General features: G+C 74.9%; 28 protein-coding genes and 1 pseudogene. 11 read left to right on the plus strand and 18 right to left on the minus strand.

Annotated elements, in window-relative coordinates; translation table 11 throughout:
* Window positions 1-12: 12 nt before the first annotated feature.
* From hemC to H596_RS19625, 4 genes are all read left to right on the plus strand, one after another.
* A complete protein-coding gene (gene hemC / locus H596_RS0101705) occupies window positions 13-1,008 on the plus strand; it encodes a hydroxymethylbilane synthase (protein ID WP_084602504.1) in 996 nt (331 codons plus the stop codon).
* A 97-nt stretch (window positions 1,009-1,105) separates the two neighbouring features.
* Window positions 1,106-1,819 carry a uroporphyrinogen-III synthase gene (locus tag H596_RS0101710; protein WP_027283419.1) on the plus strand — a complete coding sequence of 238 codons (714 nt, stop codon included), beginning with the start codon at window positions 1,106-1,108 and terminating at the stop codon, window positions 1,817-1,819.
* A complete protein-coding gene (locus H596_RS19620; protein WP_027283420.1) occupies window positions 1,816-2,607 on the plus strand; it encodes a hypothetical protein in 792 nt (263 codons plus the stop codon). Before H596_RS0101710 ends, H596_RS19620 begins: the two co-directional genes overlap by 4 nt.
* A 5-nt stretch (window positions 2,608-2,612) precedes the next feature.
* Window positions 2,613-3,485 carry a heme biosynthesis HemY N-terminal domain-containing protein gene (locus H596_RS19625; RefSeq protein WP_027283421.1) on the plus strand — a complete coding sequence of 291 codons (873 nt, stop codon included), beginning with the start codon at window positions 2,613-2,615 and terminating at the stop codon, window positions 3,483-3,485.
* Here the strand turns inward: H596_RS19625 and H596_RS0101725 are convergent, their stop codons facing one another.
* The 3 genes from H596_RS0101725 to H596_RS19630 are packed head-to-tail and all read right to left on the minus strand — an operon-like array spanning window position 3,486 to window position 6,729.
* Window positions 3,486-4,463 (minus strand): NAD(P)H-dependent glycerol-3-phosphate dehydrogenase, encoded by a 978-nt coding sequence (locus H596_RS0101725; protein ID WP_027283422.1) that lies wholly within the window; start codon window positions 4,461-4,463, stop codon window positions 3,486-3,488.
* The gene (locus H596_RS0101730) at window positions 4,456-5,274 is read right to left on the minus strand and encodes a 23S rRNA (adenine(2030)-N(6))-methyltransferase RlmJ (protein ID WP_027283423.1); all 819 of its coding nucleotides are present in this window, start codon (window positions 5,272-5,274) and stop codon (window positions 4,456-4,458) included. The genes H596_RS0101725 and H596_RS0101730 overlap by 8 nt, the downstream gene beginning before the upstream one ends.
* A 6-nt stretch (window positions 5,275-5,280) precedes the next feature.
* The gene (locus H596_RS19630) at window positions 5,281-6,729 is read right to left on the minus strand and encodes a lytic transglycosylase domain-containing protein (protein WP_051212239.1); all 1,449 of its coding nucleotides are present in this window, start codon (window positions 6,727-6,729) and stop codon (window positions 5,281-5,283) included.
* A gap of 237 nt (window positions 6,730-6,966) precedes the next feature.
* Between H596_RS19630 and H596_RS24955 the strand changes: the two genes are divergently transcribed.
* Together H596_RS24955 and H596_RS0101745 are read left to right on the plus strand one after the other, a co-directional pair.
* Window positions 6,967-7,341, plus strand: a complete 375-nt coding sequence (locus tag H596_RS24955) for a hypothetical protein (RefSeq protein ID WP_027283424.1) — start codon at window positions 6,967-6,969, stop codon at window positions 7,339-7,341.
* Window positions 7,342-7,351: 10 nt separating this feature from the next.
* Window positions 7,352-8,641, plus strand: a pseudogene (locus H596_RS0101745) (glutamate-5-semialdehyde dehydrogenase); the annotation flags it as partial.
* Window positions 8,642-8,699: 58 nt separating this feature from the next.
* Here the strand turns inward: H596_RS0101745 and phbB are convergent.
* The 3 genes from phbB to H596_RS0101760 form a co-directional block, all read right to left on the minus strand.
* The gene (phbB, locus tag H596_RS0101750) at window positions 8,700-9,422 is read right to left on the minus strand and encodes an acetoacetyl-CoA reductase (RefSeq protein WP_027283426.1); all 723 of its coding nucleotides are present in this window, start codon (window positions 9,420-9,422) and stop codon (window positions 8,700-8,702) included.
* Between the two features lie 216 nt (window positions 9,423-9,638).
* A complete protein-coding gene (gene metW / locus H596_RS0101755; protein WP_027283427.1) occupies window positions 9,639-10,238 on the minus strand; it encodes a methionine biosynthesis protein MetW in 600 nt (199 codons plus the stop codon).
* A gap of 118 nt (window positions 10,239-10,356) precedes the next feature.
* Entirely contained in the window at window positions 10,357-11,079 is a 723-nt protein-coding gene (locus H596_RS0101760; RefSeq protein ID WP_027283428.1) for a superoxide dismutase, read from the minus strand.
* Between the two features lie 122 nt (window positions 11,080-11,201).
* Between H596_RS0101760 and H596_RS0101765 the strand changes: the two genes are divergently transcribed.
* Window positions 11,202-12,212: an enoyl-CoA hydratase/isomerase family protein gene (locus H596_RS0101765; protein WP_027283429.1), complete on the plus strand. Its 1,011-nt coding sequence runs from the start codon at window positions 11,202-11,204 to the stop codon at window positions 12,210-12,212.
* A gap of 35 nt (window positions 12,213-12,247) precedes the next feature.
* Here H596_RS0101765 and H596_RS0101770 read toward each other — a convergent pair whose 3' ends face one another.
* The gene (locus H596_RS0101770; RefSeq protein ID WP_027283430.1) at window positions 12,248-13,333 is read right to left on the minus strand and encodes a TRAP transporter substrate-binding protein; all 1,086 of its coding nucleotides are present in this window, start codon (window positions 13,331-13,333) and stop codon (window positions 12,248-12,250) included.
* A 125-nt stretch (window positions 13,334-13,458) separates the two neighbouring features.
* Between H596_RS0101770 and H596_RS0101775 the strand changes: the two genes are divergently transcribed.
* Window positions 13,459-14,355 (plus strand): DUF4189 domain-containing protein, encoded by an 897-nt coding sequence (locus tag H596_RS0101775; RefSeq protein ID WP_027283431.1) that lies wholly within the window; start codon window positions 13,459-13,461, stop codon window positions 14,353-14,355.
* Window positions 14,356-14,392: 37 nt separating this feature from the next.
* On the plus strand, window positions 14,393-15,427 hold the full coding sequence (locus H596_RS0101780) for a transporter substrate-binding domain-containing protein (RefSeq protein ID WP_027283432.1): 1,035 nt from the start codon (window positions 14,393-14,395) through the stop codon (window positions 15,425-15,427).
* A gap of 7 nt (window positions 15,428-15,434) precedes the next feature.
* Here the strand turns inward: H596_RS0101780 and ccmI are convergent, their stop codons facing one another.
* From ccmI to H596_RS0101815, 7 genes are all read right to left on the minus strand, one after another.
* The gene (gene ccmI / locus H596_RS0101785) at window positions 15,435-16,226 is read right to left on the minus strand and encodes a c-type cytochrome biogenesis protein CcmI (protein WP_027283433.1); all 792 of its coding nucleotides are present in this window, start codon (window positions 16,224-16,226) and stop codon (window positions 15,435-15,437) included.
* Window positions 16,226-16,696, minus strand: a complete 471-nt coding sequence (locus tag H596_RS0101790; protein ID WP_027283434.1) for a cytochrome c-type biogenesis protein — start codon at window positions 16,694-16,696, stop codon at window positions 16,226-16,228. The genes ccmI and H596_RS0101790 overlap by 1 nt, the downstream gene beginning before the upstream one ends.
* Window positions 16,693-17,277 carry a DsbE family thiol:disulfide interchange protein gene (locus H596_RS0101795; RefSeq protein ID WP_027283435.1) on the minus strand — a complete coding sequence of 195 codons (585 nt, stop codon included), beginning with the start codon at window positions 17,275-17,277 and terminating at the stop codon, window positions 16,693-16,695. Before H596_RS0101795 ends, H596_RS0101790 begins: the two co-directional genes overlap by 4 nt.
* A gap of 120 nt (window positions 17,278-17,397) precedes the next feature.
* Complete coding sequence (locus H596_RS0101800) at window positions 17,398-19,380, minus strand: heme lyase CcmF/NrfE family subunit (RefSeq protein WP_027283436.1); 1,983 nt, start codon at window positions 19,378-19,380, stop codon at window positions 17,398-17,400.
* A 22-nt stretch (window positions 19,381-19,402) separates the two neighbouring features.
* Complete coding sequence (gene ccmE, locus H596_RS0101805) at window positions 19,403-19,924, minus strand: cytochrome c maturation protein CcmE (protein ID WP_027283437.1); 522 nt, start codon at window positions 19,922-19,924, stop codon at window positions 19,403-19,405.
* On the minus strand, window positions 19,921-20,067 hold the full coding sequence (gene ccmD, locus H596_RS23230) for a heme exporter protein CcmD (protein WP_084602507.1): 147 nt from the start codon (window positions 20,065-20,067) through the stop codon (window positions 19,921-19,923). Before ccmD ends, ccmE begins: the two co-directional genes overlap by 4 nt.
* On the minus strand, window positions 20,064-20,870 hold the full coding sequence (locus H596_RS0101815) for a heme ABC transporter permease (protein ID WP_027283438.1): 807 nt from the start codon (window positions 20,868-20,870) through the stop codon (window positions 20,064-20,066). The genes ccmD and H596_RS0101815 overlap by 4 nt, the downstream gene beginning before the upstream one ends.
* Window positions 20,871-20,993: 123 nt before the next feature.
* On the opposite strand from H596_RS0101815, the gene H596_RS0101820 reads away from it, so the two are divergent.
* Together H596_RS0101820 and H596_RS0101825 are read left to right on the plus strand one after the other, a co-directional pair.
* On the plus strand, window positions 20,994-21,404 hold the full coding sequence (locus H596_RS0101820) for an EVE domain-containing protein (protein WP_037299532.1): 411 nt from the start codon (window positions 20,994-20,996) through the stop codon (window positions 21,402-21,404).
* Window positions 21,401-21,751 (plus strand): Rieske (2Fe-2S) protein, encoded by a 351-nt coding sequence (locus H596_RS0101825; protein WP_027283440.1) that lies wholly within the window; start codon window positions 21,401-21,403, stop codon window positions 21,749-21,751. The genes H596_RS0101820 and H596_RS0101825 overlap by 4 nt, the downstream gene beginning before the upstream one ends.
* A gap of 120 nt (window positions 21,752-21,871) precedes the next feature.
* On the opposite strand, the gene H596_RS0101830 is transcribed toward H596_RS0101825, so the two are convergent.
* From H596_RS0101830 to hisF, 4 genes are read right to left on the minus strand one after another with little or no spacing between them, the layout of a single operon-like run.
* Window positions 21,872-22,720, minus strand: a complete 849-nt coding sequence (locus tag H596_RS0101830; RefSeq protein WP_037299535.1) for a SirB1 family protein — start codon at window positions 22,718-22,720, stop codon at window positions 21,872-21,874.
* 5 nt (window positions 22,721-22,725) lie between these two features.
* The gene (locus H596_RS0101835) at window positions 22,726-23,106 is read right to left on the minus strand and encodes a histidine triad nucleotide-binding protein (protein ID WP_027283442.1); all 381 of its coding nucleotides are present in this window, start codon (window positions 23,104-23,106) and stop codon (window positions 22,726-22,728) included.
* A gap of 51 nt (window positions 23,107-23,157) precedes the next feature.
* Window positions 23,158-23,676 carry a phosphoribosyl-ATP diphosphatase gene (locus H596_RS0101840; protein ID WP_037299538.1) on the minus strand — a complete coding sequence of 173 codons (519 nt, stop codon included), beginning with the start codon at window positions 23,674-23,676 and terminating at the stop codon, window positions 23,158-23,160.
* Complete coding sequence (gene hisF, locus H596_RS0101845; RefSeq protein ID WP_027283444.1) at window positions 23,676-24,446, minus strand: imidazole glycerol phosphate synthase subunit HisF; 771 nt, start codon at window positions 24,444-24,446, stop codon at window positions 23,676-23,678. The genes H596_RS0101840 and hisF overlap by 1 nt, the downstream gene beginning before the upstream one ends.
* Window positions 24,447-24,549: the final 103 nt, after the last annotated feature.

The following is a 24,549-nucleotide window of genomic DNA, read 5'->3' on the forward strand; positions in this document are numbered from 1 at the left end:
TATGACGCGCCAATGTCCTCCGCCACCGCCACCCCCGCGCGGCCCGCCCATGGCCGGATGCGCTCCCTTCCGCTGCGCGTCGGCACGCGCGGCTCGCCGCTCGCGCTGTGGCAGACGCGGCATTTCCTCTCGCTGCTGACGACGTTCTGCCCCGTGCTGCTCGGCATGAAGGCCTTCGAGGAGCACGCCATCACCACCTCCGGCGACGCCATCCAGGACCGCCGGCTGGCCGAGATCGGCGGCAAGGGCCTGTTCGCCAAGGAAATCCACGAGGCGCTGCTCGATGGCCGGGTGGATTTCGCCGTCCATTCGCTGAAGGATCTGGAGACGGAGCTTCCCCCCGGCATCGTGCTGGCCTGCACCCTGGCGCGCGAGGATGCGCGGGACGCGCTGATCCTCGGCCCCGGCTGCGGCGCGCCCGATCAGGCCAACCCCTATGCCTGCCTGCCGCGCGGGGCGGTGATCGGCACGGCCTCGCTGCGGCGGCAGGCGCAGCTTCTCGCCGTGCGGCCCGATCTGAGGGTGGTGAACCTGCGCGGCAATGTGCAGACGCGCCTGGCCAAGGTGGCCGGGGGCGAGGTGGCGGGCAGCCTGCTCGCGCTCGCGGGGCTCAAGCGGCTCGGGCTGGAGGCGCAGGCCGCCCTGGTGCTGGAGCCCGAGACCATGCTGCCCGCCGCCTGCCAGGGCATCGTCGGCATCACCGTGCGGGCGGATGACGTGGAGCTGCTCGAACTCCTCTCCGGTATCGAGGACCGCGCGGCGGCCGCCGTCTCCAAGGCCGAGCGCGCGCTGCTCGCGGCGCTCGACGGCTCCTGCCGCACGCCGATCGGCGGCCATGCGCGGCTGCTGCCGGGGGGCGAGCTGCACCTCACCGGCCTCGTCGCCCGGGCCGATGGCAGCTTCCTGCTGCGGCGGGAGCTGCGCGGCCCGGCCGCGGAGGCGGCGCGCATCGGCCAGGCGCTGGGCGAGGAGCTGCGTGCCGACAGCCCCGCCGACATCTTCGGCTGATACGGTCGGCATGACATGCCGACCGTATCCCGCGCAGGGCTGGTGTGGCGGCTGCGCGCCAAAACAAAGGCATACCAGCGGCCGCTGGGTTGAGCCCATGCCCCCCCGGGGCCCCTCCCGCGGCGCCGTGCTGGTGACGCGGCCGGAGCCGGGCGCGCAGGAAACCGCCGCACGGCTCGCGGCCATGGGCTGGGGGGCGGTGCTCGCGCCGGCGCTCATCCTCGCCCCGCGGCCCTTCGCCCCGCCGCCCCGCGCCCAGGCCCTGCTCCTGCCCAGCCGCGCCGCCGCGCGGGCCCTGCCGCCCCTGCCGCTGCCCGTCCTCGCCGTGGGTCCGGGCACCGCCGAGGCCGCCCGCGCCCAGGGCTTCGCCCAGGTGGAGGCGGCGGGGGGCGATGGCGCCTCGCTCGCGGCGCATTGCGCCGCGCGGCTCGACCCCGCGGCCGGGCCGCTGCTGCTGGCGGTGGGGCAGGGCTATTCGCTGGAGCTCGCGGCGCGGCTGCGGGCTGCCGGGTTCCGCGTGATCCGCCGCGTGGTCTATGCGGCGCGCGAGGCCGAGGCGCTGCCGCCCGCCGCCCGCGCCGCGCTTCAGGGATCGGAAACGTCACATGCGCTGTTCTTTTCTCCGCGCAGCGCGGCGTGTAGCGTCCGCCTCATCCGCGAGGCAGGGCTCGGCGGGCAGGCGCGGGGAATGACCGCGCTCGCGATCAGCCCACGTGTGGCCGCCGTGCTGGCGGAACTGCCCTGGAAGGCGATCCGCGTCGCGCCGCGCCCGGATCAGGACCATCTGCTGGAGTTGCTGGACACCCCATGAGCGAGAACGCGCTGGACAAGCTTCCCTTCGACCCCGCCTGGCTCGCCATCGGCGTGGCGGGGGTGGTGCTCGTGGGCACCGGGCTCTCCATGATGCGCGGCGAAGCCCCGCCCGCGCCCGCCCCCGTGGTCGCGGCCCCGGCGGCCCCGGCCGCGCCCGCCCAGCCCGCGACCCCGGCCCCGGCCACGGCGCCCGCCCCCGCCGCGCCTGCCCCGGCGCCCGGCGTGCCGCCCGAGGTCGTTGCGGCGCTGCAGTCCCGCCTGGAGGCTGCCGAGCGCGCCGCCGCCCAGCGCCAGAGCGAGCTGGCGGCCCTCACCCAGCGCCTCTCCGCCGCCGAGGCGCGCACCGAGCGCCTTGCCGCGCTGGAGGCGCTGCGCGGCCGGCTAGAGGCGGGCGCGCCGCTCGCCCCCGCCCTCGCCCGCCTGGGCGCTGAACCGCCGGCCGCCCTCGCCCGCTTCCGCGACGCGGGGGCGCCCACCGAGGCGGCGCTGCGCCTCGCCTTCGAGGCGGCGCTGCGCGAGGCCCGCGCCCGCGCCGCCGAGGCGCGCCCGGCCGGGCTCGGCAGCCTCTTCACCATCCGCCGGGGCGATCAGGTGCTCTGGGGCGACGCCGCCGAGGCCACGCTGGAGCGCGCCCGCCGCGCCCTGGAAGCCGGGGACCTCGCCGCCGCGCTGGCCCAGCTCCGCGAACTGCCGGAGGCGCACCGCGCCGCCTTCGCGGCCTGGACCAGCCAGGCCGAGGCGCTCGCCGCCGCCCGCGCCGCGCTGCGCGAGCTGGCGGGGAGCTGAACCCGATGCGCGCGCTGATCAACGCCGGCATCGCGCTGGCCGTCGCCGCGGCCTTCGCCGCCTGGGTGTTCGGCCTCTCGGGCTATGTCGAAATCCGCACGGGGGAGTACTGGATCGGCCTCTCCCTGGCCGCCGCGGTGGGGTTGGGGGCGGTGGCCTTCCTGCTCTTCCACCTGGGTCTGCGGCTCTATGGCTGGTTCGTCACCGCACCGGAGCGGCGCAAGCTGCGCGTGGCGCTGGATGAGCGCGCCATGGCCGAACTCGCCATGACCCGCGCCCTGGTGGCGCTCGCCGCCGGCGACGCCGCCGCGGCGCGGGAGGAGGCCGCCCGCGCCCGCCGCCATGCCGGCGAGAGCCCGCTCGCCCTGCACCTGGAGGCCGAGGCCGCCCGCGCCGCCGGGGACGAGGCCGCCGCCACCCGCGCCTATGAGGCCCTGGCCGCGCTGCCCGAGGCGCGCCCCCTCGGCCTTGAAGGGCTGCGCCGGCTGGCCGAGGCCAAGGGCGACGCCGAGGCCGCCGCGCGCCTCGCCGCCGAGGTCGCCGCCGCCGAGGAGGCCCCGGCCGAGCGCCTCGCCGCCCCCGCGCCCGACCGCGCCGCCCTCGCCCGCGCCTGGGAGGCCGGCCCCACGCCCGAGATCGCCGCGCAGTATCTGGAGGGCGAGGAGGACGCCGCCGCCCGGCTGCGCCTGGTGGACGACCTGACGCGCAGCACCGTCACGCATTGGGAGAGCCGGGTGCTCCGCACCGAGGCGGCGCTGGCCGCGGGCAACCTCATCCGCGCGCGGCTCGAGCTCTCGGGCTGGGAATCCACCGGCGGCGCGGTGGACCCGCGCTGGCACGCGCTGCGCGAGAGGCTGGCCGCGGCCGAGGCGGGCTGATCACTCGCGCCGGAGCGGGCGCTCGAGCAGCGCCCGCACCGCGCCGGGCACGTCCAGCCGCCCCTCCAGCAGCGCGGCGACGGCGGCGCAGACGGGCAGCTCCACCCCCGCCGCCGCCGCCCGGCGCAGCAGCGGCGCGGCGGTGGTCACGCCCTCGGTCACCGCGCTGCGGCCGGCCAGGATGTCGGCGAGCCGCTCGCCCCGGCCGAGGGCGAGGCCGAGCGAGGTGTTGCGGCTGCCCGGCCCCGTCGCCGTCAGCAGCAGATCGCCCAGGCCCGAGAGCCCGGCCGCCGTCTCCGCCCGCCCGCCCAGCCCGACCACGAGGCGCGAGAGCTCCGCCAGCCCGCGCGTAACCAGCGCGGCGCGGGCGTTCTCGCCCAGCCCCGCGCCCATCGCCACCCCGGCGGCGATGGCCAGCACATTCTTCGCCGCGCCGCCGAGCTGCACGCCCGTCACGTCCTCGCTCGCGTAAAGGCGCAAAGCGGGGCCGGAGAGCAGGGATTGCGCGGCGGCGCAGAGGGCGGCGTCGGCGCTCGCCACCACGCTGGCCGCCGGCAGCCCGGCCGCCACCTCATGCGCGAAATTGGGGCCGGAGAGCACCCCGGCGGGCAGGCCCGGCCGCGCCTCGGCCAGCACCTCCAGCGGCAGCAGGGCCGTGTCGGCCTCCAGCCCCTTGCAGGCGAGGATCACGGGCGGCAGGGCGGCGGGCAGGGTGGCCAGCACGGCGCGCAGCGGCTGCATGGGCAGGGCGACCAGCGCGAGCGGCGCGGCCAGCGCCTCCTCCGCGCGGCTGGTCACGGCGAGGCCCGGCGGGAAGGGCGCGCCGGGCAGGCGGCGGCGGTTCTCGCCGGCCGCGCGCATCTCCGCCGCCAGCGCCGGGTCGCGCGCCCAGAGCGTGACGCGCCGCCCCGCCCGGGCGGCATGGATGGCAAGCGCGGTGCCCCAGGCCCCCGCGCCCAGAACCGCCAGGTCACTCATCGGCCAGCCGCGTCAGCGCCCAGCCCGCGCCGGCTTCGCCCTCGGAGAGGCGTTCCAGCAGCGCGGCCAGGATGTCGCGCGCCGCCGCCTCGAAGCCGAAGGGCGGGTTCACGACGATGAGGCCGCAGCCGTTCAGCCGCGCCGCGTCCGTCGGCTCGCGCAGATGCAGCTCGGCGGCCAGGATGTCGCGCAGGCCGGAATCGCGCAGCGCGGCGTGGAAGGCGCGCACCGGGGCGCGGCCCTTCACCGGATACCAGGCGGCCTGCACCAGCCCGCGCGCGCGGCGGTTCACCTCGGCGATGGCGGCCGTCATGCGCTCGTATTCGCCGGGCTGCTCGAAGGGCGGGTCGATCAGCACCAGGCCGCGCTTCTCGGGGAAGGGGGTGAGGGCGCGCACCGCCTCCCAGGCGTCGCGCCGGTGCACGGCCACGCGCGGGTCGGCGCGGAACAGGGCGCGCAGCCGGGCGTGGTCCTCCTCGTGCAGTTCCACCAGCACCAGCCGGTCCTGCGGGCGGAGCAGGGCGGCGGCCAGCGCGGGCGAGCCGGGATAGCCGCCATCGGCGCGCACCAGCGCCACATAGTCGGCGAGCGGCCCCTCGGTGATGTCCATCAGCCGGGCGATGCCGCGCGCGGCCTCGCCGGTGCGGCTGGCCTCGGGGCCCGCGAGGTCGTAGCGGCCGATGCCGGCATGGGTGTCGAGCACGCGGAAGGGCGCGGGCTTGCGGACCAGGGCGCGCAGCAGCCACACGAGCAGCGCGTGCTTCACGCAGTCCGCGAAGTTCCCGGCGTGGAAGGCGTGGCGGTAGTTGATGGCGGCCTAGCCCTGGGCGCCCGGCGCGAGCACGTTGCACGGCCCGCGCGTGCGCTGGCAGGCCTGCTGCGCGCCGGATTGGGTGAGGCCCACCACGCGGGCGCGGAACAGGGTGGCCCGGCCGGCCTGCACCGGCGTCACCTGCACGCGGCCGCCGCTGGTGTTGGCCGCCGCCTGGGCCGCCTGCCGCGCCTGCTCGGGCGAGCCGAAGGCGCCGACCTGGATGGCCCATTGGCCGCCCGCCGGGGCGGCGGCGGGGCGGAAGCCCGCCGGCAGGGTGCCGGCCTGCGCCGTGCCGATGATCCCGAGGCCGCGCCCGCCGGGCTGGGCCGCGACCGGCGGCGGGGCCACGGGCACGAGCCGTGCCGCTGCGATGTCGCGCTCGCCGGGGCGGCCCGTCAGGTCGCGCCGCTCGGAGAGCCCGGCCACGTCGCGCGCGCCAGGGGCGGGGCCGGAGGCCCGCGCCTCCGCTTCCGCCAGCCGCGCCGCGCCCTCGGGCGTGGAGCCGTCCGGGATCGGGTCCATGCGGGCCACGATGATCCGCCCATCGGGCAGCAGCTCTCCGCCCGCGAGGGGGGCCGCGCCCTCCGCCCGCGCGGCGGCCTCGGCCAGCCGGGCCGCGCCCTCGGGGGTGGAGCCGTCGGGGATGGGCGCCATCGCCACCACCCCGCCCGAGCGCAGGATGGAGCCGCCCGCGGCCGGCGCCGGGGCCACGGCGAGGCGGGTGGGCGTGGGCGCGGGCGCGGGGTCGGCCGGGGCGGGGCTGGCGAAGCGGGCGTTCTGCTCGCGGATGCTGCGCTGCTCGGCGAGGGCGAGCTGGGTGGCGCGGTCCATCCGGCGCGGGCCGGGCGGGATGTTCAGCGGGATTTCCGCTGCCGCATAGACCTCGGGCGGGGCGCGGCGCACCGGGCTCGAGCGGATCACGCCGGGGCCGACCCGCGCCACATAGTTGCGCGTTTCGGCCGGCAGGCCGCGGTTGTTGTAGAGGTAGTCCTCCAGCCGCCGCGGCCCCGCATTGTAGGCGGCGAGGAAGGCGGGCGAGCCGTAGAGGTCGTACATCTGCCGGATATAGGCGGTGCCGGCCATGATGTTGTCGTAGGGGTGATAGGGGTCGTCGCCCAGGTCGTGGCGGCGCTGCAGCTCGCGATAGGTGGCGGGCATCACCTGCATCAGCCCCATGGCGCCCACGGGCGAGGTGGCGGTGGCGCGACCGCCCGATTCCTGGCGCATCACCTCGCGGATCCAGCGCTCGGGCACGTCGAAGCGGCGCGAGGCCTCGCGGATCCAGGGGCCCCAGGGGTCGTGCGGCGGGCCGGGCGGGGCGTAGCTGCGGGTCTGCGGCGTGCCGCCGGCGCGCTGCGGCGCCTGGGCGCAGGCCGAGAGCAGCGCCAGCGCCAGCACGGCCATGATCAGCGGCGCGAGGCCGCGCGCGCGCGGGATGGGAAGAAGGAACATCCCCGATACACTCCCCCTGGCTTGCCGCCGGGCCGCCCCATGCATGGACCGGCCCGCGCCGTGGCCTGGGCCACCCCCATGGCCTCGGCCGCGAACGGCAACAACGACACCCCCGGCCTGGCGGGCGGTGCGCGTGCCCGCACCCTAGGCCCGCCCCCGGCTTCAAAGCAAGCGAACTCGGCCGAATTGCGGCCGCGGCGCTTGGGGGTGTGGCGGCTTTGCCTTAGGATTTGGTGGATGCGCGCCCTGCTGCCCCTGCTGCCGGCCCTGCTGCTCGCCTGCGCCCCGCCCGCGCCGCCGGGCGAGAGCCTCGCCGAATCGCCCGCCCCGGCGGCGGCGGCGCCCGCGCCGGAGATCGCCCGGGTGCTGGCGCTGCGCCCGCTGCCCCCGCCCGAGCCGGCGCGGGAGCGCCTCGCCGCGCAGCTTCTGCGCGTCGCCGCCGGGCCGGATTCCGGCGCGGGCCCTCTGGCGCTGGAGGTGCTGGTGCGGCTGGAGCGCACGGGGCGCGACCTCGCCCTGCTCATCGAGGCCGACCCCCGGCTGCGCGTGGGCGACCGCGTGGCCCTCACCCCCGAGGCGCGGCCGCGGCTGCGCCGGCTGGACGGCGCCTGATCCCGCCGCCCGCCCCGCACCGAGGAACGCCGCCGTGAACGTGATCGCCGAGGACACCGCCCGCCTGCTGGAGCAGGCCGCCCGCGCCGCCCGCGCCGCCGCCCAGGCGCTGGCCCGCGCCCCGCGCGCCGCGAAGGATGGCGCCCTGCTGGCCGCCGCCGCCCTGCTGCGCGCGCGGGAGGGGGAGATCCTCGCCGCCAACGCCGCCGACCTCGCCGCCGCCCCCGGCCTCACCCCCGCCTTCCAGGATCGGCTGACGCTGACCCCGGCGCGCGTCGAGGCCATGGCCCGCGGCCTCGAGGAGATCGCCGCCCTGCCGGATCCGGTGGGCCGGCTGCTCAGCGAATGGCGGCGGCCCAACGGGCTGCTGATCCAGCGCGTGGCGCAGCCGCTCGGCGTGATCGGCATGATCTTCGAGAGCCGCCCGAACGTGACGGCCGATGCGGGCGCGCTCTGCCTGAAGGCCGGCAGCGCGGTGCTGCTGCGCGGCGGCAGCGAGAGCGCGCGCTCGGCCCACGCCATCGCCGCCTGCCTGCGCGCCGGGCTGGCCGAGGCCGGGCTGCCCGAGGCGGCCATCCAGCTCGCCCCCACGCAGGATCGCGGCTTCGTCGGCGCCATGCTGCGCGCGGCGGGGCGGATAGACCTCATCATCCCGCGCGGCGGCAAGGGGCTGGTGACGCGGGTGATGGAGGAGGCGCGGGTGCCCGTGCTGGCCCATGCCGAGGGGCTCTGCCACACCTACATCCATGCGGCGGCGGAGCCCGCCATGGCCCGGCGCGTGCTGCTGGACGCGAAGCTGCGCCGCACCGGCATCTGCGGCGCCACCGAGACGCTGCTGATCGACGCCGCCATCGCCCCCGCCCTGCTGCCCCTTCTGGTGCAGGATCTGGCGGCCAGGGGCTGCGCCTTCCGGGCCGATGCGCGCGCCCGCGCCATCTGCCCGGAGCTTCCCGCCGCCACCGAGCAGGATTTCGCCACGGAATGGCTGGACGCGGTGCTGAACATCGCGGTGGTGGACGGGGTGGAGGCGGCGCTGGCGCACATCCGCCGCTATGGCAGCGAGCACACCGAGGCCATCATCACCGAGGACGCGGCGGCGGCCGAGGCCTTCCTCGCCGGGCTCGACTCGGCGGTGGGCATGTGGAACGCCAGCACCCAGTTCTGCGACGGGGGCGAGTTCGGCTTCGGGGCGGAAATCGGCATCGCCACCGGCCGGCTGCACGCGCGGGGGCCGGTGGGGCTCGAGCAGCTCTGCACCTTCCGCTACCGGGTGATCGGCACGGGGCAGGTGCGGGGCTAGGGGCTCATCCCAGCGGCCGCCCCGGCTTCTCAGGAGTCGAAATCAGCAGCCGCTGGTGTCAGTACATGTGCTGGCCGCCGTTGATGGAGAGCGTGCTGCCGGTGATGAAATCCGCCTCGTCCGCGGTGAGGAAGACCACGCCGCGCGCGATGTCCTGCGCGGTGCCGAGCCGCCCGCGCGGGATGCGCGCGACGATCTTCTCCAGCACATCGGCTGGCACGGCGCGCACCATCTCCGTGTCCACATAGCCGGGCGCCACGGCGTTGACGGTGATGGAATAGCGCGCGCCCTCCAGCGCCAGCGCCTTGGTGAAGCCGTGGATGCCGGACTTGGCGGCGGCGTAGTTCACCTGGCCGAGCTGCCCCGCCTGGCCGTTGATGGAGCCGATGTTCACGATGCGCCCGAACTTGCGCTCGATCATCCCCTCCCAGACGGCCTTGCACATGTTGAAGCAGGAGCCGAGGTTGGTGTCGATCACCGCGTCCCACATCTCGCGCGTCTGCTTGCGCATCATCGCATCGCGCGTGATGCCCGCGTTGTTGACGAGGATGTCGATCGGCCCGTGCTCGGCCTCGATCTTCGCCACCGCGGCGAGGCAGGCGTCGAAGTCCGACACGTCGAACTTCACGCAGGGGATGCCGGTGCGGGCGGTGAACTCGGCGGCGGCCGCGTCGTTGCCGGCATAGCTCGCCACCACGCGCCGCCCCGCCGCCAGCAGCCCCTCGCTGATCGCCGCGCCGATCCCGCGCTGCCCGCCCGTGACGAGCGCCAAACGTGACATGGTTGCTGCCTCCCTCGGCTTCTCCAGACCGGCCCATCCAACGCCGCAACATGCCGTTTCCGCAAGTGTTTTGCGGTTTGCGGCGGATCAAGGCGCGAAGCTGCGCGAACGCGCATATTGAGCGGCGTCACGGCATCGGGCCGTGACGGCGTCTCCCTTGAGCGTTTCCTCCCAGCACTTGCCCGGCGGCCTGCGTCGCCGGGCTTTTTTTGCCGGTCAGCGCCGCCGGAGCTGGAACAGCGCCTGCTGGCCGAACAGGTTGGCGAGCCAGGTGGAGCGCCGCCAGGGCGCCTTCAGCCCCTTCTCGTCCACCGCCAGCCAGCGCTCGATCACATAGCCCTCGCGGTCGGCCAGGTCGAAGAAGTCGCGGATGGTGCAGGGGTGGATGTTGGGCGTCTCGTACCAGGGGCGGTCCCAGGTCTCGGTGTCGGGCATGCGGCCGGTCAGCAGCAGCTTCCAGCGCACCTCCCAGTGGCCGAAATTGGGGAAGCTGACGATGGCGTGGCGGCCGATGCGCAGCATCTGGCGCAGCACCTCGCGCGGGCGTTCCACCGCCTGCAGGGTGCGGCTGAGCACCACATAGTCGAAGGCGTCGTCCGGGTAGAAGGCGAGGTCGCTGTCCGCATCGCCGTGGATGACGGCGAGCCCCTGCGCCACCGCCTCCGTGGCGGCCTGCATGTCGATCTCGATGCCGCGCGCGTCCACCCCCTTCTCGGCGGCGAGATGGGCCATCAGCGCCCCGTCGCCACAGCCGATGTCGAGCACCCGTGCGCGCTCGGGGATCATCTCCGCGATGAGGCGGAGATCGAGGCGCATGTTCTTGGCGACGTAACGGACGGAAGGGGCGGCGCTGTCCATGCCGCCATCATAGCCGGGCGGCGGGCCCCGGCGGAGGGGGCCGGGCGCGCGCGGCGCACGCCCGGCCGGGGGCGTGTCAGACCCGCAGCGTGCCGCCCATCGCGGCGGCGTAGCGCTCGCTGATCTTCGTCCAGTTCAGCACGTTCCACCAGTTGCCCACGTATTCCGCGCGGCGGTTCTGGTAGCGCAGGTAGTAGGCGTGCTCCCACAGGTCATTGCCCATCAGCACGCGCTCGCCGCTCATCAGCGGGTTGTCCTGGTTGGGCCGGGTGGTGATGGCGAGCGTGCCGGCGGGCGTGACGGTGACGAAGGCCCAGCCCGAGCCGAAGACGCTCATGCTCGCCGCGTTGAAGCGGTTGCGGAACTCGCCGAAGGAGCCGCCGAGGTCGCGCGCGATGGCGGCCGCCAGCGCGCCCTCCGGCTCGCCGCCCCGGCCGCCCATGATCTCCCAGAACATGGAGTGGTTGGCGTGGCCGCCGCCGTTGTTGCGCACCGCGGTGCGGATGTTCTCCGGCACGCGGGAGAGGTTCATCAGAAGCTCGTCCAGCGGCATGCGCGCGAAGGCCTCCTGGCCCTGCAGGGCGGCGTTCAGCCCGTTCACCTGCCCCCCGTGGTGGAAGCGCCAGTGGATTTCCATGGTGCGCGCGTCGATCGCCGCCTCGTTGGCGTCGAAGGCGTAGGGAAGCTGGGGCAGGCTGTGCGGGCCCGAGGGCGCCTGGGCGGCGGCGGGGCGCGCGAGGCCGGCGGCGAGGGCGGCGCCGCCGCCCAGCAGCAGGGCGCGGCGATGAAGCAGGGACATGGGCTCTCTCCCGTGCGGGTGTTTCCGGCCGTTAAGCTGATGAAGCCCCGGCCGTTCCGCAAGGCTTCTGGACAGGGCGGGGGGCGCGGGCTACCGCCGCCCCGGCAAGACGGAGGAAGCCCATGAGCGAACCGAGCCTGATCCTCGCGCGGGAGGGCCATGCCGGCACCATCCTGATGAACCGGCCGAAGGCGCTGAACGCGCTCGACCTCGCGATGATCCGCGATTTCGCGCACGCCATCGGCCAGTGGCGCAACAACCCGGAGGTGAAGCTGGTCATCCTCGAGGGTGCGGGCGGCAAGGCCTTCTGCGCCGGCGGCGACGTGCGCGCGGTGCGCGAGGCCGCCATCGCCGGGGATCGCGCGGCGGTCGAGGCCTTCTTCGCCGAGGAATACGCGGTGAACGAGGGCATCGCGCGCTTCGGCAAGCCCTGGGTCTCGCTGATCGACGGCATCTGCATGGGCGGGGGCATCGGGCTCGCCATCCACAACGGCCCGCGCGTGGTGAGCGAGCACGCGCTGCTCGCCATGCCCGAGACGGCCATCGCGCTCTTCCCCGATGTCGGCACCTCGCATGTGCTGCCGCGGCTGCCGGGGGCGCTGGGGAACTGGCTGGCCTTGACGGGCGCGCGGCTGAAGGGCGGGGATTGCGTGCATGCGGGCCTCGCCACCCATTACGTCCCGCGCGAGAGGCTGCCGGCGCTGCGCGCCGCGCTGGTCGAGACGGGCGATGCGGCGGTGGTGGAGGGCTTCGCCGAGCCCCCGCCCGAGCCTTCCTTCGCGCCGCACCGCGCGGCGATCGACCGCTGCTTCAGCCAGCCCTCGGTGCTCGACATCATCGCGGCGCTGGAGCGCGAGGGCAGCGACTGGGCGGCCGAGCAGGTGAAGGTGCTGCGCCGCATGTCGCCCACCAGCCTCTGCGTCTCGCTCGAGCTGCTCAAGCGCGGCGCGGCGCTCGACCTGCGCGGCTGCCTCGATGAGGAGCTGAAGCTCACCCGCGTCGTGGTGCACGACCATCCGGATTTCCGCGAGGGCGTGCGCAGCGTCCTGGTGGACAAGGACGGCAGCCCGCGCTGGAGCCCGCCCACCCTGGAGGAGGTGGACCACGCGGCGATCCGCGCGATGTTCCGCTAGAAGAAGAAAGGGGGGCTTTCGCCCCCCTCTCCCGGTCAGCCCGCTGCGGCGGCGGCGAAGGCGAAGTTGTCGAAGCTGTTCTCCGCCACGCGGAACCACTGGAACAGCTCGCTGCGATAGGGGCGGTAGCTCTCCCAGATGGTGCGGAAGCGCGCGTTCTGCCCCGCGAGATCGGCCATCAGCGCCTCGTTCGAGCGCCAGGCGAGCTGCAGGATGTCGCGCGAGTAGAAGCGGAGCTGCGCGCCCGCCGCCACCAGGCGCCGCAGCGCGATGGGGTTCAGGTGGTCGTAGCGGCTGACCATCTCGCTGTCCGCCTCGGCGCAGGCGATGGAGAGCGCCTCGCGGTACTGCGCGGGCAGGGCCTCCATGGCGCGGCGGTTGGCCATGAAGCTGAGCCGCGCGGAGGGCTCGAAGAAGCCCGGCGCGTAGTAGAAGCGCGCCACGCGGAAGAAGCCCAGGCGCTCGTCGTCATGCGGGCCGACGAACTCGGTCGCGTCGATGGTGCCGCGCTCCAGCGCCGGGTAGATGTCGGCGGGCGCGACGAGGGTGGGCGCGGCGCCCATGCGCTGGAACACCTGGCCCGCCAGGCCGGAGATGCGGAACTTCAGCCCCTGCACGTCCTGCTGGGTGCGGATTTCGTTGCGGAACCAGCCGCCCATCTGCGCGCCCGTGTCGCCGGCCGGCAGCATGGCGATGTTGTAGTCGGCGAAGAGCTGGTCGGCGAGCTGCTGGCCGCCGCCATGGCGCATCCAGGCCGTCATCTGCCGGGTGTTGAGGCCGAAGGGGATGGCGGTGAAGAAGGCGAGGCCCGGCTCCTTGCCGATGTACCAGTAGGCCGCCGTGTGCCCCGCCTCGATGGTGCCGGCCTGCACCGCGTCCAGCACCTGCAGCGCGGGCACGATCTCGCCCGCGGGGAAGACGGAGATGCGGAAGCGGTTCTCCGTCAGCGCCGCCACGCGCGCGGCGATGCGCTCGGCCGTGCCGTAGAGCACGTCGAGGTTGCGCGGGAAGCTGGACTGGAAGCGCCAGCGCACCTCGGGGTTGGACTGGGCGAGCGCGGGTGCTGCGAGCACCGCGGGCGCCGAGGCGGCGGCGGCGCCCAGGATCAGGCGACGGTTCATGGCGTTCCCTCCGGGAAAGGTCATCTCCGTGACGGTGATTAGCGGTTTGCCTGGCGGCAAGAAAGCCGGTTGATGCGCCGACCGGCCGGCCTCATACTCATGCCAGGAAATGTGGGAGGCGTGGGATGACGAGGCGCTTCGTCCTGCGAGGGGTCCTCACGCTGTGCGGCCTCCTCGGCGTGCTGGCGCCGCTGGCCGGGCCCGGCCGCGCCCAGACCGGCAACCCCACCCATGACGCGCTGAGCGCCCGCAGCGACGCCGAGCGGCGCCAGGCGCTGCTGCAGGGGCTGCGCGCGGGCGGCATCCCGTGCAGCAACGTGGTGCTGGCCTTCCACGCCGGCTTCGATGCGCAGCGCAACGCCTATTGGGATCTGCGCTGCGCCGATGGCCCCAGCTACCGCGCGACGATCGTGGCCGAGCGCTTCGCGGGCGTGGTCTATCTCGCCTGTGGCGCGGCCGGGCAGGGGCTGCGCGCGGGGCCCTGCTTCCAGCCCATCGGCGCGGCCGGCCAGGCGCAGGCGGCGGCGGGCGGGTCCGAGGCCAATTGCCGCGTGGCCTGCCAGAGCCAGCCCCAGGCCGCCCAGGGCCAATGCGTGCAGCGCTGCACGGGCGGCACGGGCATGCAGGTGGGTCAGCAGGCGGCCGAGGCGCTGCCGCCCGACTCGCGCTTCGGCGCCATGTACTTCACCGACAACCCGACCGCCGCCTTCGGCTTCGCCAACGGCACGCAGGACAGGCTGGAGGTGAACATGCGCGCGGTGCGCGCCTGTCAGCAGATGGCCGGGCGCGTGCCGTGCAAGTTCCATGGCGAGCTGGTGAACCGCTGCGGCGCCATCGCCTTCGCCATCAGCCGCCACCCGAGCGCGATGGTCATGACCTCCGACATCTCCACCCAGGTGCTGAACCTCGCCACCACGGGCCAGGGCGCCACGCAGCAGGCGGCCGAGGCCCAGGCCCTCGAGCAGTGCCGCCGGGCCGAGGGGCCGGGCGTGCAGTGCCGCGTCGTGGCCTCGGGCTGCTGACGCCATGCTCCCTCGCCGCATCACAAGGAAGGCCTCCATGCGCCGCTGGATTGCCGCTCTCGCCTGTTCCCTGCTCGCCGCGGGGCCCGCGCTCGCCCAAGGCCCCGCCACGCCGACGCTGAGCGAGGTGCGCGCGCGCGGCGAGCTGCTCTGCGGCGTGAACGGGGGGCTCGCCGGCTTCTCCGCGCCGGACCCGCAGGGCGCGATGCGCGGGCTGGATGCGGATTTCTGCCGCGCCGTCGCCGCCGCGGCGCTGGGCAGCCCCGAGCGTGTGCGCTTCCTGCCCCAGGCCACGCCCGAGGCGGGGCTCGATGCGCTGCAGGCCCGCCGGATCGACGTGCTGGCGCGCAACACCACCGTGACCATCACGCGCGACGGGCAGCGCCCCGTGGTGCCCGGCCCGGTGATCTTCTTCGACGGCGCGGGCTTCCTGGTCGCCAAGGCGCTGAACGTGACGAGCCCGCGCGAACTGGGCGGGCGCACCGTCTGCTTCGCCGGCGCCGAAGGCGGCGCGACGGACGCCGCCCTCGACGTCTTCGCCGCGCGCCACGCCCTGACCTGGACGGAGCGCCGCTTCGACACGCCCGCCGCCGCGGTGGCCGCGATGCGCGCCGGGCAATGCCACGCCTTCGTGGCCGACCAGGGCGCGCTCAACATCCGCCGCGTCACCGACTTCCCCGACCCGGACAACTGGGCGGTGCTGCCCGAGGTGATCTCGCAGGAGCCGCTGGCCCCCTGGGTGCGCGCCGGCGACGAGAACTGGCGCGCCATCGTCTTCTGGACGGCGCAGGCGCTGATCCAGGCCGAGGGCTATGGCATGACCTCGCGCAACCTGCCGGAGTTCCTCACGCGGACCGACCTGAGCATCCGCCGCTTCGTGGGGCTGGAGCCGGGCTTCGGCGCCCCGCTCGGCCTCGCGGACGACTGGATCGCGCGGGTGATCGCGGGGGTGGGCAACTACGGCGAAATCTTCGAGCGCAACCTCGGCCGCGGCTCCGTCTTCGCCATGGACCGCGGGCTGAACGACCAGTGGACGCGCGGCGGGCTGCTCTACGCCATGCCTTTCCGCTGAGGCGTCGTCACGGCAGCGCGCGCAGGCGCTGCTCCACGATCTCGCGCCAGGGCGCGTCGCGCGGCGCGTCGTTGAGCAGGGCGCGCCAGGTGGTGCGGGCGATCTCGGTGCGCCCCGCGCGCGCCTCCGCCAGCCCCGAGAGGAAGCGCAGCCGCGGGTTCGCGGGGTCCACCGCCAGGCCGCGCTCGATCCAGCGGCGGGCGGAATCCGTCTCGCCGCGTTCGATCTCCACCTCCGCGAGGTCTCCGGCCAGGCCCACGTCGAAGCGCGCGCCCAGCGCGCGTTCCCAGGCGGCGGCGGCCTCGGCCCAGCGGCCGCGGTTGCGCTCGGCGTTGCCGAGCAGGATGAAGCCCTGCCGGCCCACCTCCGTGTTCGGATCCGCGTTCTGCAGGCGCGTGCGGAGGAGGGTGATCAGCTCCTCGTCGCGCGCCTCGGCCTCGCGGCGCAGGTCGAGGGTCGCGGAGGGCATCTCGGGGAAGCCGCGCCAGATGTAGAGCCCCACCCCCAGGACGGGCACCAGCGCCAGGGTGGCGAGCAGGAGCCGGGAGGGGCGTCGCGGCGCCGCGGCGGGGGCGGGGGCGGGGGCGGCCAGCAGCCGGCGCTGCACCTCCACCCGCGCGGCCTTGTGCGCGGCCTCGTCCAGCCTTCCCTCGGCGAACTGCGCGTCGATCTCGGCGAGCTGCGCCTCGAACAGCGCGCGGTCGCTCGCCGCGCGGTCGCGCAGCACGGGGGGGCGGAACAGCGCGTGGAAGACAGGCGCCAGGATCAGGGCGGCGACGAGCGCCAGGGCAAGCCACATCACGGGCGCGGGGAATCCTGCAGGGCGGCGAGGCGGGCGCGCTCGGCCTCGCTCAGTTCGGTGTCGCCGATGCCGGCGGCGCGGCGGCGCGCGCGCCAGATGACGAGGAGGCCGCCCAGCAGCGCCAGCGCCGGCGTGCCCCAGAGCAGCAGGGTGAAGGCGTTCACCGGCGGGCGCAGCAGCACGAAGTCGCCATAGCGTTCATGGACGAAGCGGATCACCTGCTCGTCGCTCGCGCCCTGCGCGATCTGCTCGCGCACGATGCGCCGCAGGTCGCGCGCCAGGGCGGCGTCGCTGTCCTCGATGGACTGGTTCTGGCAGACGAGGCAGCGCAGCCCCTTGCCGAGCTCGCGCGCGCGCGCCTCCTGCGCCGGATCGGCCAGGCGGTAGGTCGTGTCGCCGATCTGCGCCCGCGCGGCGGGCGCGAAGGCGAGCGGCAGCGCCAGCAGGAGCCAGAGCAGCCGTCTCATGCGGAGAGGCGGCGCAGCAGGGGCGTCACGTCCTCGCGCAGGATTTCGGGCGTGATGGGCCCGGCCCAGCGCCAGCGGATGATGCCCTGACGGTCGAGGATGTAGGTCTCGGGCACGCCATAGACGCCCCAGTCGATGGAGACGCGCCCCGGCTCGTCCGCGCCCAGGCGCTGGTAGGGATTGCCGTGCCGCGCGAGGAAGCCGCGCGCATCGGCCGCGCGGTCCTTGTAGTTGATGCCGAGCACCGGCACGCCCTCGCGCGAGAGGGCCATGAGCTGCGGGTGCTCGATGATGCAGGGCACGCACCAGGAGGCCCAGAAATTCACCACCACCGGCCGCGCGAGCCCGCGCAGATCGGCCGAGGAGAGGGCGGGCAGGCCGGCGCCCTCGACGGCGGGCAGCGCGAACTCGGGCGGCGGGCGGCCGATCAGCGCCGAGGGCACGCCGCGCGGGTTGAAGCTGCCATCCTGCAGCCCGCGCAGCATGAACCAGAACCCCGCCCCGGCCGCGACGGCGAGGCCGAAGGGCGCGGCCAGCAGCAGCCCCCGGCGGGAGGGGCGGGGGGAGGCGGCGCCGATCATGCCGCCTCCGATCGCCGGAGCGCGCGGCGCGCGCGGAGGCGTGAATCGGCGGCGCACATCATGCCGCCTCCGATCGCCGGAGCGCGCGGCGCGCGCGGAGGCGTGAATCGGCGGCGCACATCATGCCGCCTGCTCCGCCGCACCGCGCCGACGGGCCGGCGCGCCGATGCGCACGCGCCGGTCGGCCAGCGAAAGCCCGCCGCCCAGCGCCATGATGCCCGCGCCGATCCAGATCCAGGGCGCGAGCGGGTTGTAATGCAGCCGCAGCACCGCCTCGCGCTGGCCGCTGGGCCCGTCGCGCTCCTCGCCGAGCACGGCGTAGAGGTCGCGCAGCAGGTTGGTGCGGATGGCCGCCTCGGTGGTGTTGGTGCGGCCGATGGGGAAGAAGCGCTTGGAGGGCTCCATCACATGCACCACGCGCCCCTGGTCCAGCACGGTGATGGTGGCCTTGCGCGCGGTGAAGTTGGGGCCCTGGAAGTCCCGCACGCCCTCCAGCCGCCACTCGTAGCCCGCGAACTGCGCGCTGCCGCCGGCCGGCAGCGCCACCAGCTTCTCGGTGGCGAGCCCCATGCCCGCGACGCCGAGGATGGTCACGCCCATGCCCGCATGGGCGATGGCCGCGCCCCAGGCGGCGCGCGGCAGGTTGCGGGCGCGGTTCCAGGCATTGGCGAGCCGCGTCCGCCCCAGCCCCGCGCGGTCCGCGATATCGGTGGCCGCGCCGGCGATGAGCCACAGGCCGCAGGCGAAGCCCAGCGCCGGCAGCACCTGCCAGCCGGAGAGCGCCAGCGCCGCCAGGAAGGCCGCGAAGGCCGCCAGCGCCGCGGCCCAGAGGCGCTGCAGCACCGGCCAGAGCGCGGCCCGCTTCCACGCCAGCAGCGGCCCCGCCGCCATGGCAATGACGAGCGGCAGCGCCAGCGGCGCGGTGGCCGCGTTGTAGAAGGGCGGGCCCACCGAGATCATCTGCCCCGTCAGCAGGTCGAGGAAGAGCGGGTAGAGCGTGCCCACGAACACCACCGCCGCGATGGAGCAGAGCAGCAGGTTGTTCAGCACGATGCCCCCCTCGCGCGAGAGGGGCGCGAACACCCCCTGCGGCGCCATGGCCGGCGCCCGCCAGGCGAAGAGCGCGAAGGCCCCCGCCACATAGACGAGCAGCAGGCCGAGGATGAACACGCCCCGCGCGGGGTCGGAGGCGAAGGCGTGCACGCTGTTCAGCACGCCCGAGCGCACCAGGAAGGTGCCCAGCAGCGAGAGCGCGAAGGCGAGCAGCGCGAGCAGCACCGTCCAGATCTTCAGCGCCTCGCGCTTCTCGACCACGATGGCCGAGTGCAGCAGCGCCGCCCCCGCCAGCCAGGGCAGCAGCGAGGCGTTCTCCACCGGATCCCAGAACCAGTATCCGCCCCAGCCCAGCTCGTAATACGCCCACCAGGAGCCGAGCGCGATCCCAAGCGTGAGGAAGGCCCAGGCGGCGAGGGACCAGGGCCGCACCCAGCGCCCCCAGGCCGCGTCCACCCGCCCCTCGATCAGCGCGGCCACGGCGAAGGCGAAGGTCACCGCATAGCCGACATAGCCGATGTAGAGCAGCGGCGGGTGCATCGCGAGGCCGATGTCCTGCAGCAGCGGGTTGAGCCCCTGCCCGTCCGGCGGCGGCGGCCAGACGCGCTCGAAGGGGTTGGAGGTGAGCAGGATGAAGGCGAGGAAGCCCACCGAGACCATGCCCAGCACCGCCAGCACCCGCGCCTGCAGCGCGCTCGGCAGCTCGCGCCCGAAGCCGGCGACGGCGGCGGAGCAGCCGGCCAGCACCAGCACCCAGAGCACCATGGAGCCCTCGTGATTCCCCCAGGTGCCGGTGATCTTGTAGAGCATCGGCTTCGCCGAGTGGCTGTTCTGCACCACGTTGATCACCGTGGTGTCGTTGGCCGCATAGGCCCACATCAGCGCGGCGAAGGCGATGGCGACGGCGATCAGCCCCGCGGTGGCGAGCGGCGCGCCGGCCGCCATCAGCCGCGCATCGCCCCGCTCGGCGCCGATCAGCGGCAGCGCCGACTGCGCGAGCGCCAGCAGCAGCGCGAGGATGAGGGCGAAATGGCCGAGTTCGGGGATCATGAGCCGCTCCGCGCGATTCTCTTCATGAGCCGCTCCGCGGCGGGGCCGGCCGGCCGGGGTCGAGCGTGTTCCACTGCGCGGCCGGGGGCGCCGCACCCTGCGCCGGGTTCCAGTGGCCGGCGCGTTTCAGCGCATCCGCCACCTCGGGGGGCATGTAGGTCTCGTCGTGGCGGGCCAGCACCTCGCGCGCGCGGAACACGCCGTCGGGGCCGAGCACGCCCTGCGTCACCACGCCCTGGCCCTCGCGGAACAGGTCGGGCAGCACGCCGGTGAACACCACGGAAATGGCGTTCGCGCCGTCGGTCACGCGGAAACGGATGGCGGGGCGGCCCTGGTATTCGCCATGGCGCTCGACGCTGCCGGCCTCGACGAGGCCGCCCAGGCGGAAGGCGCGGCCCTCGCCCGGCGGGTTCGCCAGGATGTCGGAGGGCGAGAAGAAGAAGACGAGGTTGTCGCGGAAGGCCGTCAGCGTCAGCGCGGTGGCCGAGCCGAGGCCGAGCGCGCAGAGCAGCAGGATCCAGATGCGGCGGCGCTTGCGGGTCATGCCGCGCCCCGCCCGCGCTGCTCGAGCCGCGCCAGCGCGCGCTTCGCCGCCCGGTGCCGCCAGGACGCCACGGCCGCCAGCGCGGCGAAGGCGCCCAGCGTGGCCGCCCAGCTCAGCGTCACATGCCACCAGTGCCAGCTCATGCCTCCGCCTCCCGCATGGCGGCGGGCGCGGCCTCGGCGCGCCGCGCCGCGGCCATCTGCAGCGCCCGCACGCGCCGTTCCATCACCGCCGCCCGCGTCGCGGCCAGCACCACCGCCATGAAGGCGAGCGAGAAGCCCAGCGTGCACCACAGCAGCGGGTAGAGGATGTCCACATGCATCCCCGGCGCGTCGAGCCGCGTCACGCTCGCGGGCTGGTGCAGCGTGTTCCACCAGTCCACCGAGAACTTCACGATGGGCAGGTTCACCACCCCCACCAGGGCCAGGATCGCGCCCATGCGCGCCCCGCGCTCCGGGTCGTCGAAGGCGCGCACCAGCGCGACATGGCCGAGCCAGAGGAAGAACAGCACCAGCACGCTGGTCAGCCGCGCATCCCACACCCACCAGGTGCCCCACATGGGCCGCCCCCATAGGCTGCCGGTGACGAGGCAGAGCGCCGTGACCGCCGCGCCCGCGGGCGCGAGCTCGCGCGCCGTGAGATCGGCCAGCGGGTGCCGCCAGATCAGCGACATGAGCGAGAGGATGGCGAGGCCGAGATAGCCGCCCATCGCCAGCCAGGCCATCGGGACATGCACGAACATGATCCGCACCGTCTCGCCCTGCTGCCAGTCGGGCGGGGCGAGCAGCAGCCCCCACACGGCGCCCGAGCCGAGCACCAGCAGCGCCGCGCCGGAAAGCCAGGGCAGCCAGTTCTCCGTCAGCCGCAGGAAGCGGCCCGGATTGGCGAAGCGGTGCAGGGCGCTGCCCGCGCGGGGCGCGCCCGACGGGGGTGCGACGGGTTCCACGCCCCCACATTAGGGCGCGCGGCCGCCGACTTGAAGCATGCCCCCCGCAACGAAACATCTGCGCCCCCGCAACGAATCGGCGCTGTGGTCAAGCGCGCGCGGATATGCGAATCCCTCGCACCCATGCCGCAGCACTTCCTCGTCAAATCGGAGCCCGACGTGTTCTCCTGGGAGGACCAGGTGCGCAACGGCGTCGAGCCCTGGACGGGGGTGCGCAACGCGCAGGCGGCGAAGTTCCTGCGCAGCATGGCGGTGGGCGATCTCGCCTTCTTCTACCACTCCAACATCGGCAGGGAGATCGTGGGCGTGGTGGAGGTGGTCCGCCCCGCCTACCCCGACCCGACCGACGAGACCGGCCGCTGGGTCGCGGTGGACGTGCGCGCGGTGAAGCCCGTGGCGCGCCCCGTCAGCCTCGCCGCCATCAAGGCCGAGCCGCGGCTCGAGGGCATCGCGCTGGTGCGCCAGTCGCGGCTCTCGGTCATGCCCATCAGCCCCGAACACTGGAGCGTGCTGTGCGAGATGGCGGGGATTTGACGCGCGGCCTGCGGCTGCTCTGCCGGCTGGAGGAGATCCCGGACGGCGGGGCGCGCGGCTTCCCCGCGCCGCCGGGCGGCTTCACCGGGCTTTTCGCCATCCGCCGCGGCGGGCGCGTCTTCGCCTATGTGAACTCCTGCCCGCATATCGGCCTGCCGCTGGAGCCGGTGCCCGACCGTTTCCTCGACCGCAAGCGGGAGATGATCGTCTGCTCCGCCCATGGCGCGCGCTTCCGGGTGGAGGATGGCGAGTGCGTCTCCGGCCCCTGCATGGGCGATGCGCTGGAGGCGGTGCCGGTCACGCTGCTCGAGGGCGCGGTCTATGTGCCGGAGGATGCGGGGCGCTGAGGCGCGCCGGCCGAAGCGCCGGATCTGTCATACGGTCGGCAGGGCATGCCGACCGTATCGCGCGCAGGGTTGGCGTGGCGGCTGCGCGCCAAAACAAAGGCATACCAGCGGCCGCCCGTCTCAGTTCAGCCGGTTCCGCAGCTCCTCCATCAGCCCGCGCAGCCGCGCCGCGCCCTCGCCCTCCGGCTCCAGCGCCAGGGCGCGATCGAGGCTCTGCAGCGCGGCGGCGATGCGGTCCAGCCGCTGCAGCATCAGCCCCGCCTCGCGCCACAGCCCCGCATGGTCGGGCGCGAGGCGCAGCATGTCCTGCGCGCAGGCCAGCGCGCCCTCGATGTCGCCGGCGCGCAGGCGGCGCAGCTTGATGTTGTTCTGCAGGCGCAGCAGCACCGCGCGCTTCGTCATGGGCGCGACGAGGCCCGGGCGCAGCTCCGCCCGCGGCCCCTCCACGCGCTTGATCAGCGCGCGCAGCTCGGGCGCGCCGAGCGGGGCGCCGCCGCCGAACACGTCCACCAGCAGCAGCCCGCGCGCATGGGCGAGCCCGATGAGGAAATGCCCGGGGAAATCCACGCCCTGCGCCTCCCACCCCGCGGCCTCGGCGGCGTGCAGCCAGAGGATGCCGAGCGCCACGGGCAGGCCCTTGCGCCGCTCCAGCACGCGGATGAGGTTGGCGTTGTTCAGGTCGTCATAGCGTTCGCGGTCGCCCGAGAAGCCCATGTGCTCGTGCAGCAGCCCGGCGAGGGCGGCGCGGCGGCGCTCGGCCTCGCCGGCGTCGGCGGCGGGGTCGGCCACGGCCAGGGCCACCGCCTCGCGCGCGATCAGGGAGAGCTCGGCCGCGGCGGCGCGCCAGTCCGCCTCGGGCGCGTCGATGCGCGCGAACTGCAGCGCCACCGCGGCGATGTCGAGCTCCGCGTCGGGCAACTGGCCCGCCGCCTCCAGCGCGGCGCGGGCCTCGGCCGCGGGGTCGGCCACGCGGCTCAGCCCCGCGCGAGCATGGGGCCGAGCGGCCGGCCCGCGAGGATGTGGACGTGGAAGTGCGGCACCTCCTGCCCCGAATCCGGCCCGACATTGGCGAGCAGCCGGTGCCCCGGCTCGTCCAGGCCGAGCTGTTTCGCCACCCGGTTCACCGCGCGCCAGAAGCCCGCGATCTCGGCGTCGCTCGCGCTCGCGTGGAAATCGGCGGCCGAGACATAGGGGCCCTTCGGGATCACCAGCACATGCACCGGGGCCTGGGGCGCGATGTCGTGGAAGGCGAGCGCCCATTCGTCCTCGAAGACCCGGCTGCTGGGGATTTCCCCGCGCAGGATGCGGGCGAAGACGTTGGTCGGATCATAGGGCGGCAGGCCGGAGACGGGCATGGGCACTCCTCGGGGAGGTTCTCGCCCCCGATCCTGCCACAGCCCGGGCCGTCAGGGCAGCTTGGTGGTCTGCGCGAGCGCGAGCAGCGCCTTGGGGCGGGGGCGCGAGGCCTTCTCGACGATGCCGGAAACGCCCTCGCGCCGGCGCAGCTCCGCCCAGATCTCCTCGGGGCGGATGCCCGCGTCCACCAGCACCACCATGAGGTGGTAGAGCACGTCGGCGGCCTCGCTCACCGTGGCGGGGCGGTTGCGCGCCACCGCCTCGATCACCAGCTCCACTGCCTCCTCGCCCAGCTTTTGCGCCACCTTGGGCGTGCCGCGCGCGAGCAGCCGCGCGGAGTGCGAGGCCGCCGCATCGCCCGCCAGGCGCCGGGCCTCGATCGTCTCCCACAGCCGGTCCAGCACGCGGGCGTCGCCGTCGGTGGGCGGCGCGAAGGGGGCGAGATGCGCGGCCTCGGCCTTTCGGACGGCCTTGGGCGGCGCGAGGGGCACGGCCGGCACGCCCTCGGGCAGGGGCAGCTTCGCGGCCTTCTTCTTCGCGGATTTCCCGGCCTTCAGCAGCTTCGCCATCACGCCATCTCCCGCACGCGGCGCACGGGCCAGCCCGCCGCCGCCAGCGCCTCCTTCGCCTGCCCGATGCGGAACAGGCCGTCGTGGAACACGCTCGCCGCCAGCAGCCCCGTGGCGCCGGCCGCCGCACCCTCCACGAAATGGCTTAACGAACCGACGCCGCCCGAGGCGATGACCGGCACGCGCACCCGCCGCGTCACCGCGCGCAGCAGCTCGAGGTCGAAGCCCTGCTTCGTGCCGTCGCGGTCCATGGAGGTGAGCAGGATTTCCCCCGCCCCCAGCGCCGCCACCCGCTCGGCCCAGGCCAGCGCGTCGAGGCCGGTGGGCCGGCGCCCGCCATGGGTGAACACCTCCCAGCGGCCCTCGCCCACCCGCTTCGCGTCCACCGCGACGACGATGCACTGGCTGCCGAAGGCCTCGGCGGCGCGGCGCACCAGGTCGGGGTCGGCCACGGCGGCGCTGTTGATGCTCGCCTTGTCGGCGCCGGCCAGCAGCAGGCGGCGCACATCCTCCACGCTGCGCACGCCGCCGCCCACGGTCAGCGGGATGAACACCTCGGCGGCGGTGCGCGCCACCACGTCGAGCATGGTGTCGCGGTTCTCGTGGCTCGCGGCGATGTCGAGGAAGGTGATCTCGTCCGCACCCTGCGCGTCATAGGCGCGGGCCTGCTCCACCGGATCGCCCGCGTCGCGGAGCGAGACGAAGTTCACGCCCTTGACGACGCGCCCATCCTTCACGTCCAGGCAGGGAATGATCCGCAGAGCGAGCAAGACCCGACAACCTTCGCGCTCATCCAGGCGGAAGGGTCCGCCGGGGCGCTAGGCTATGGGGAGTTTCGCGCGCCCCCGCAAGTGATACGGTCGGCATGACATG

It is taken from the genome of Rubritepida flocculans DSM 14296 (assembly GCF_000425365.1).
GTDB classification, from domain to species: Bacteria; Pseudomonadota; Alphaproteobacteria; order Acetobacterales; family Acetobacteraceae; genus Roseococcus; species Roseococcus flocculans.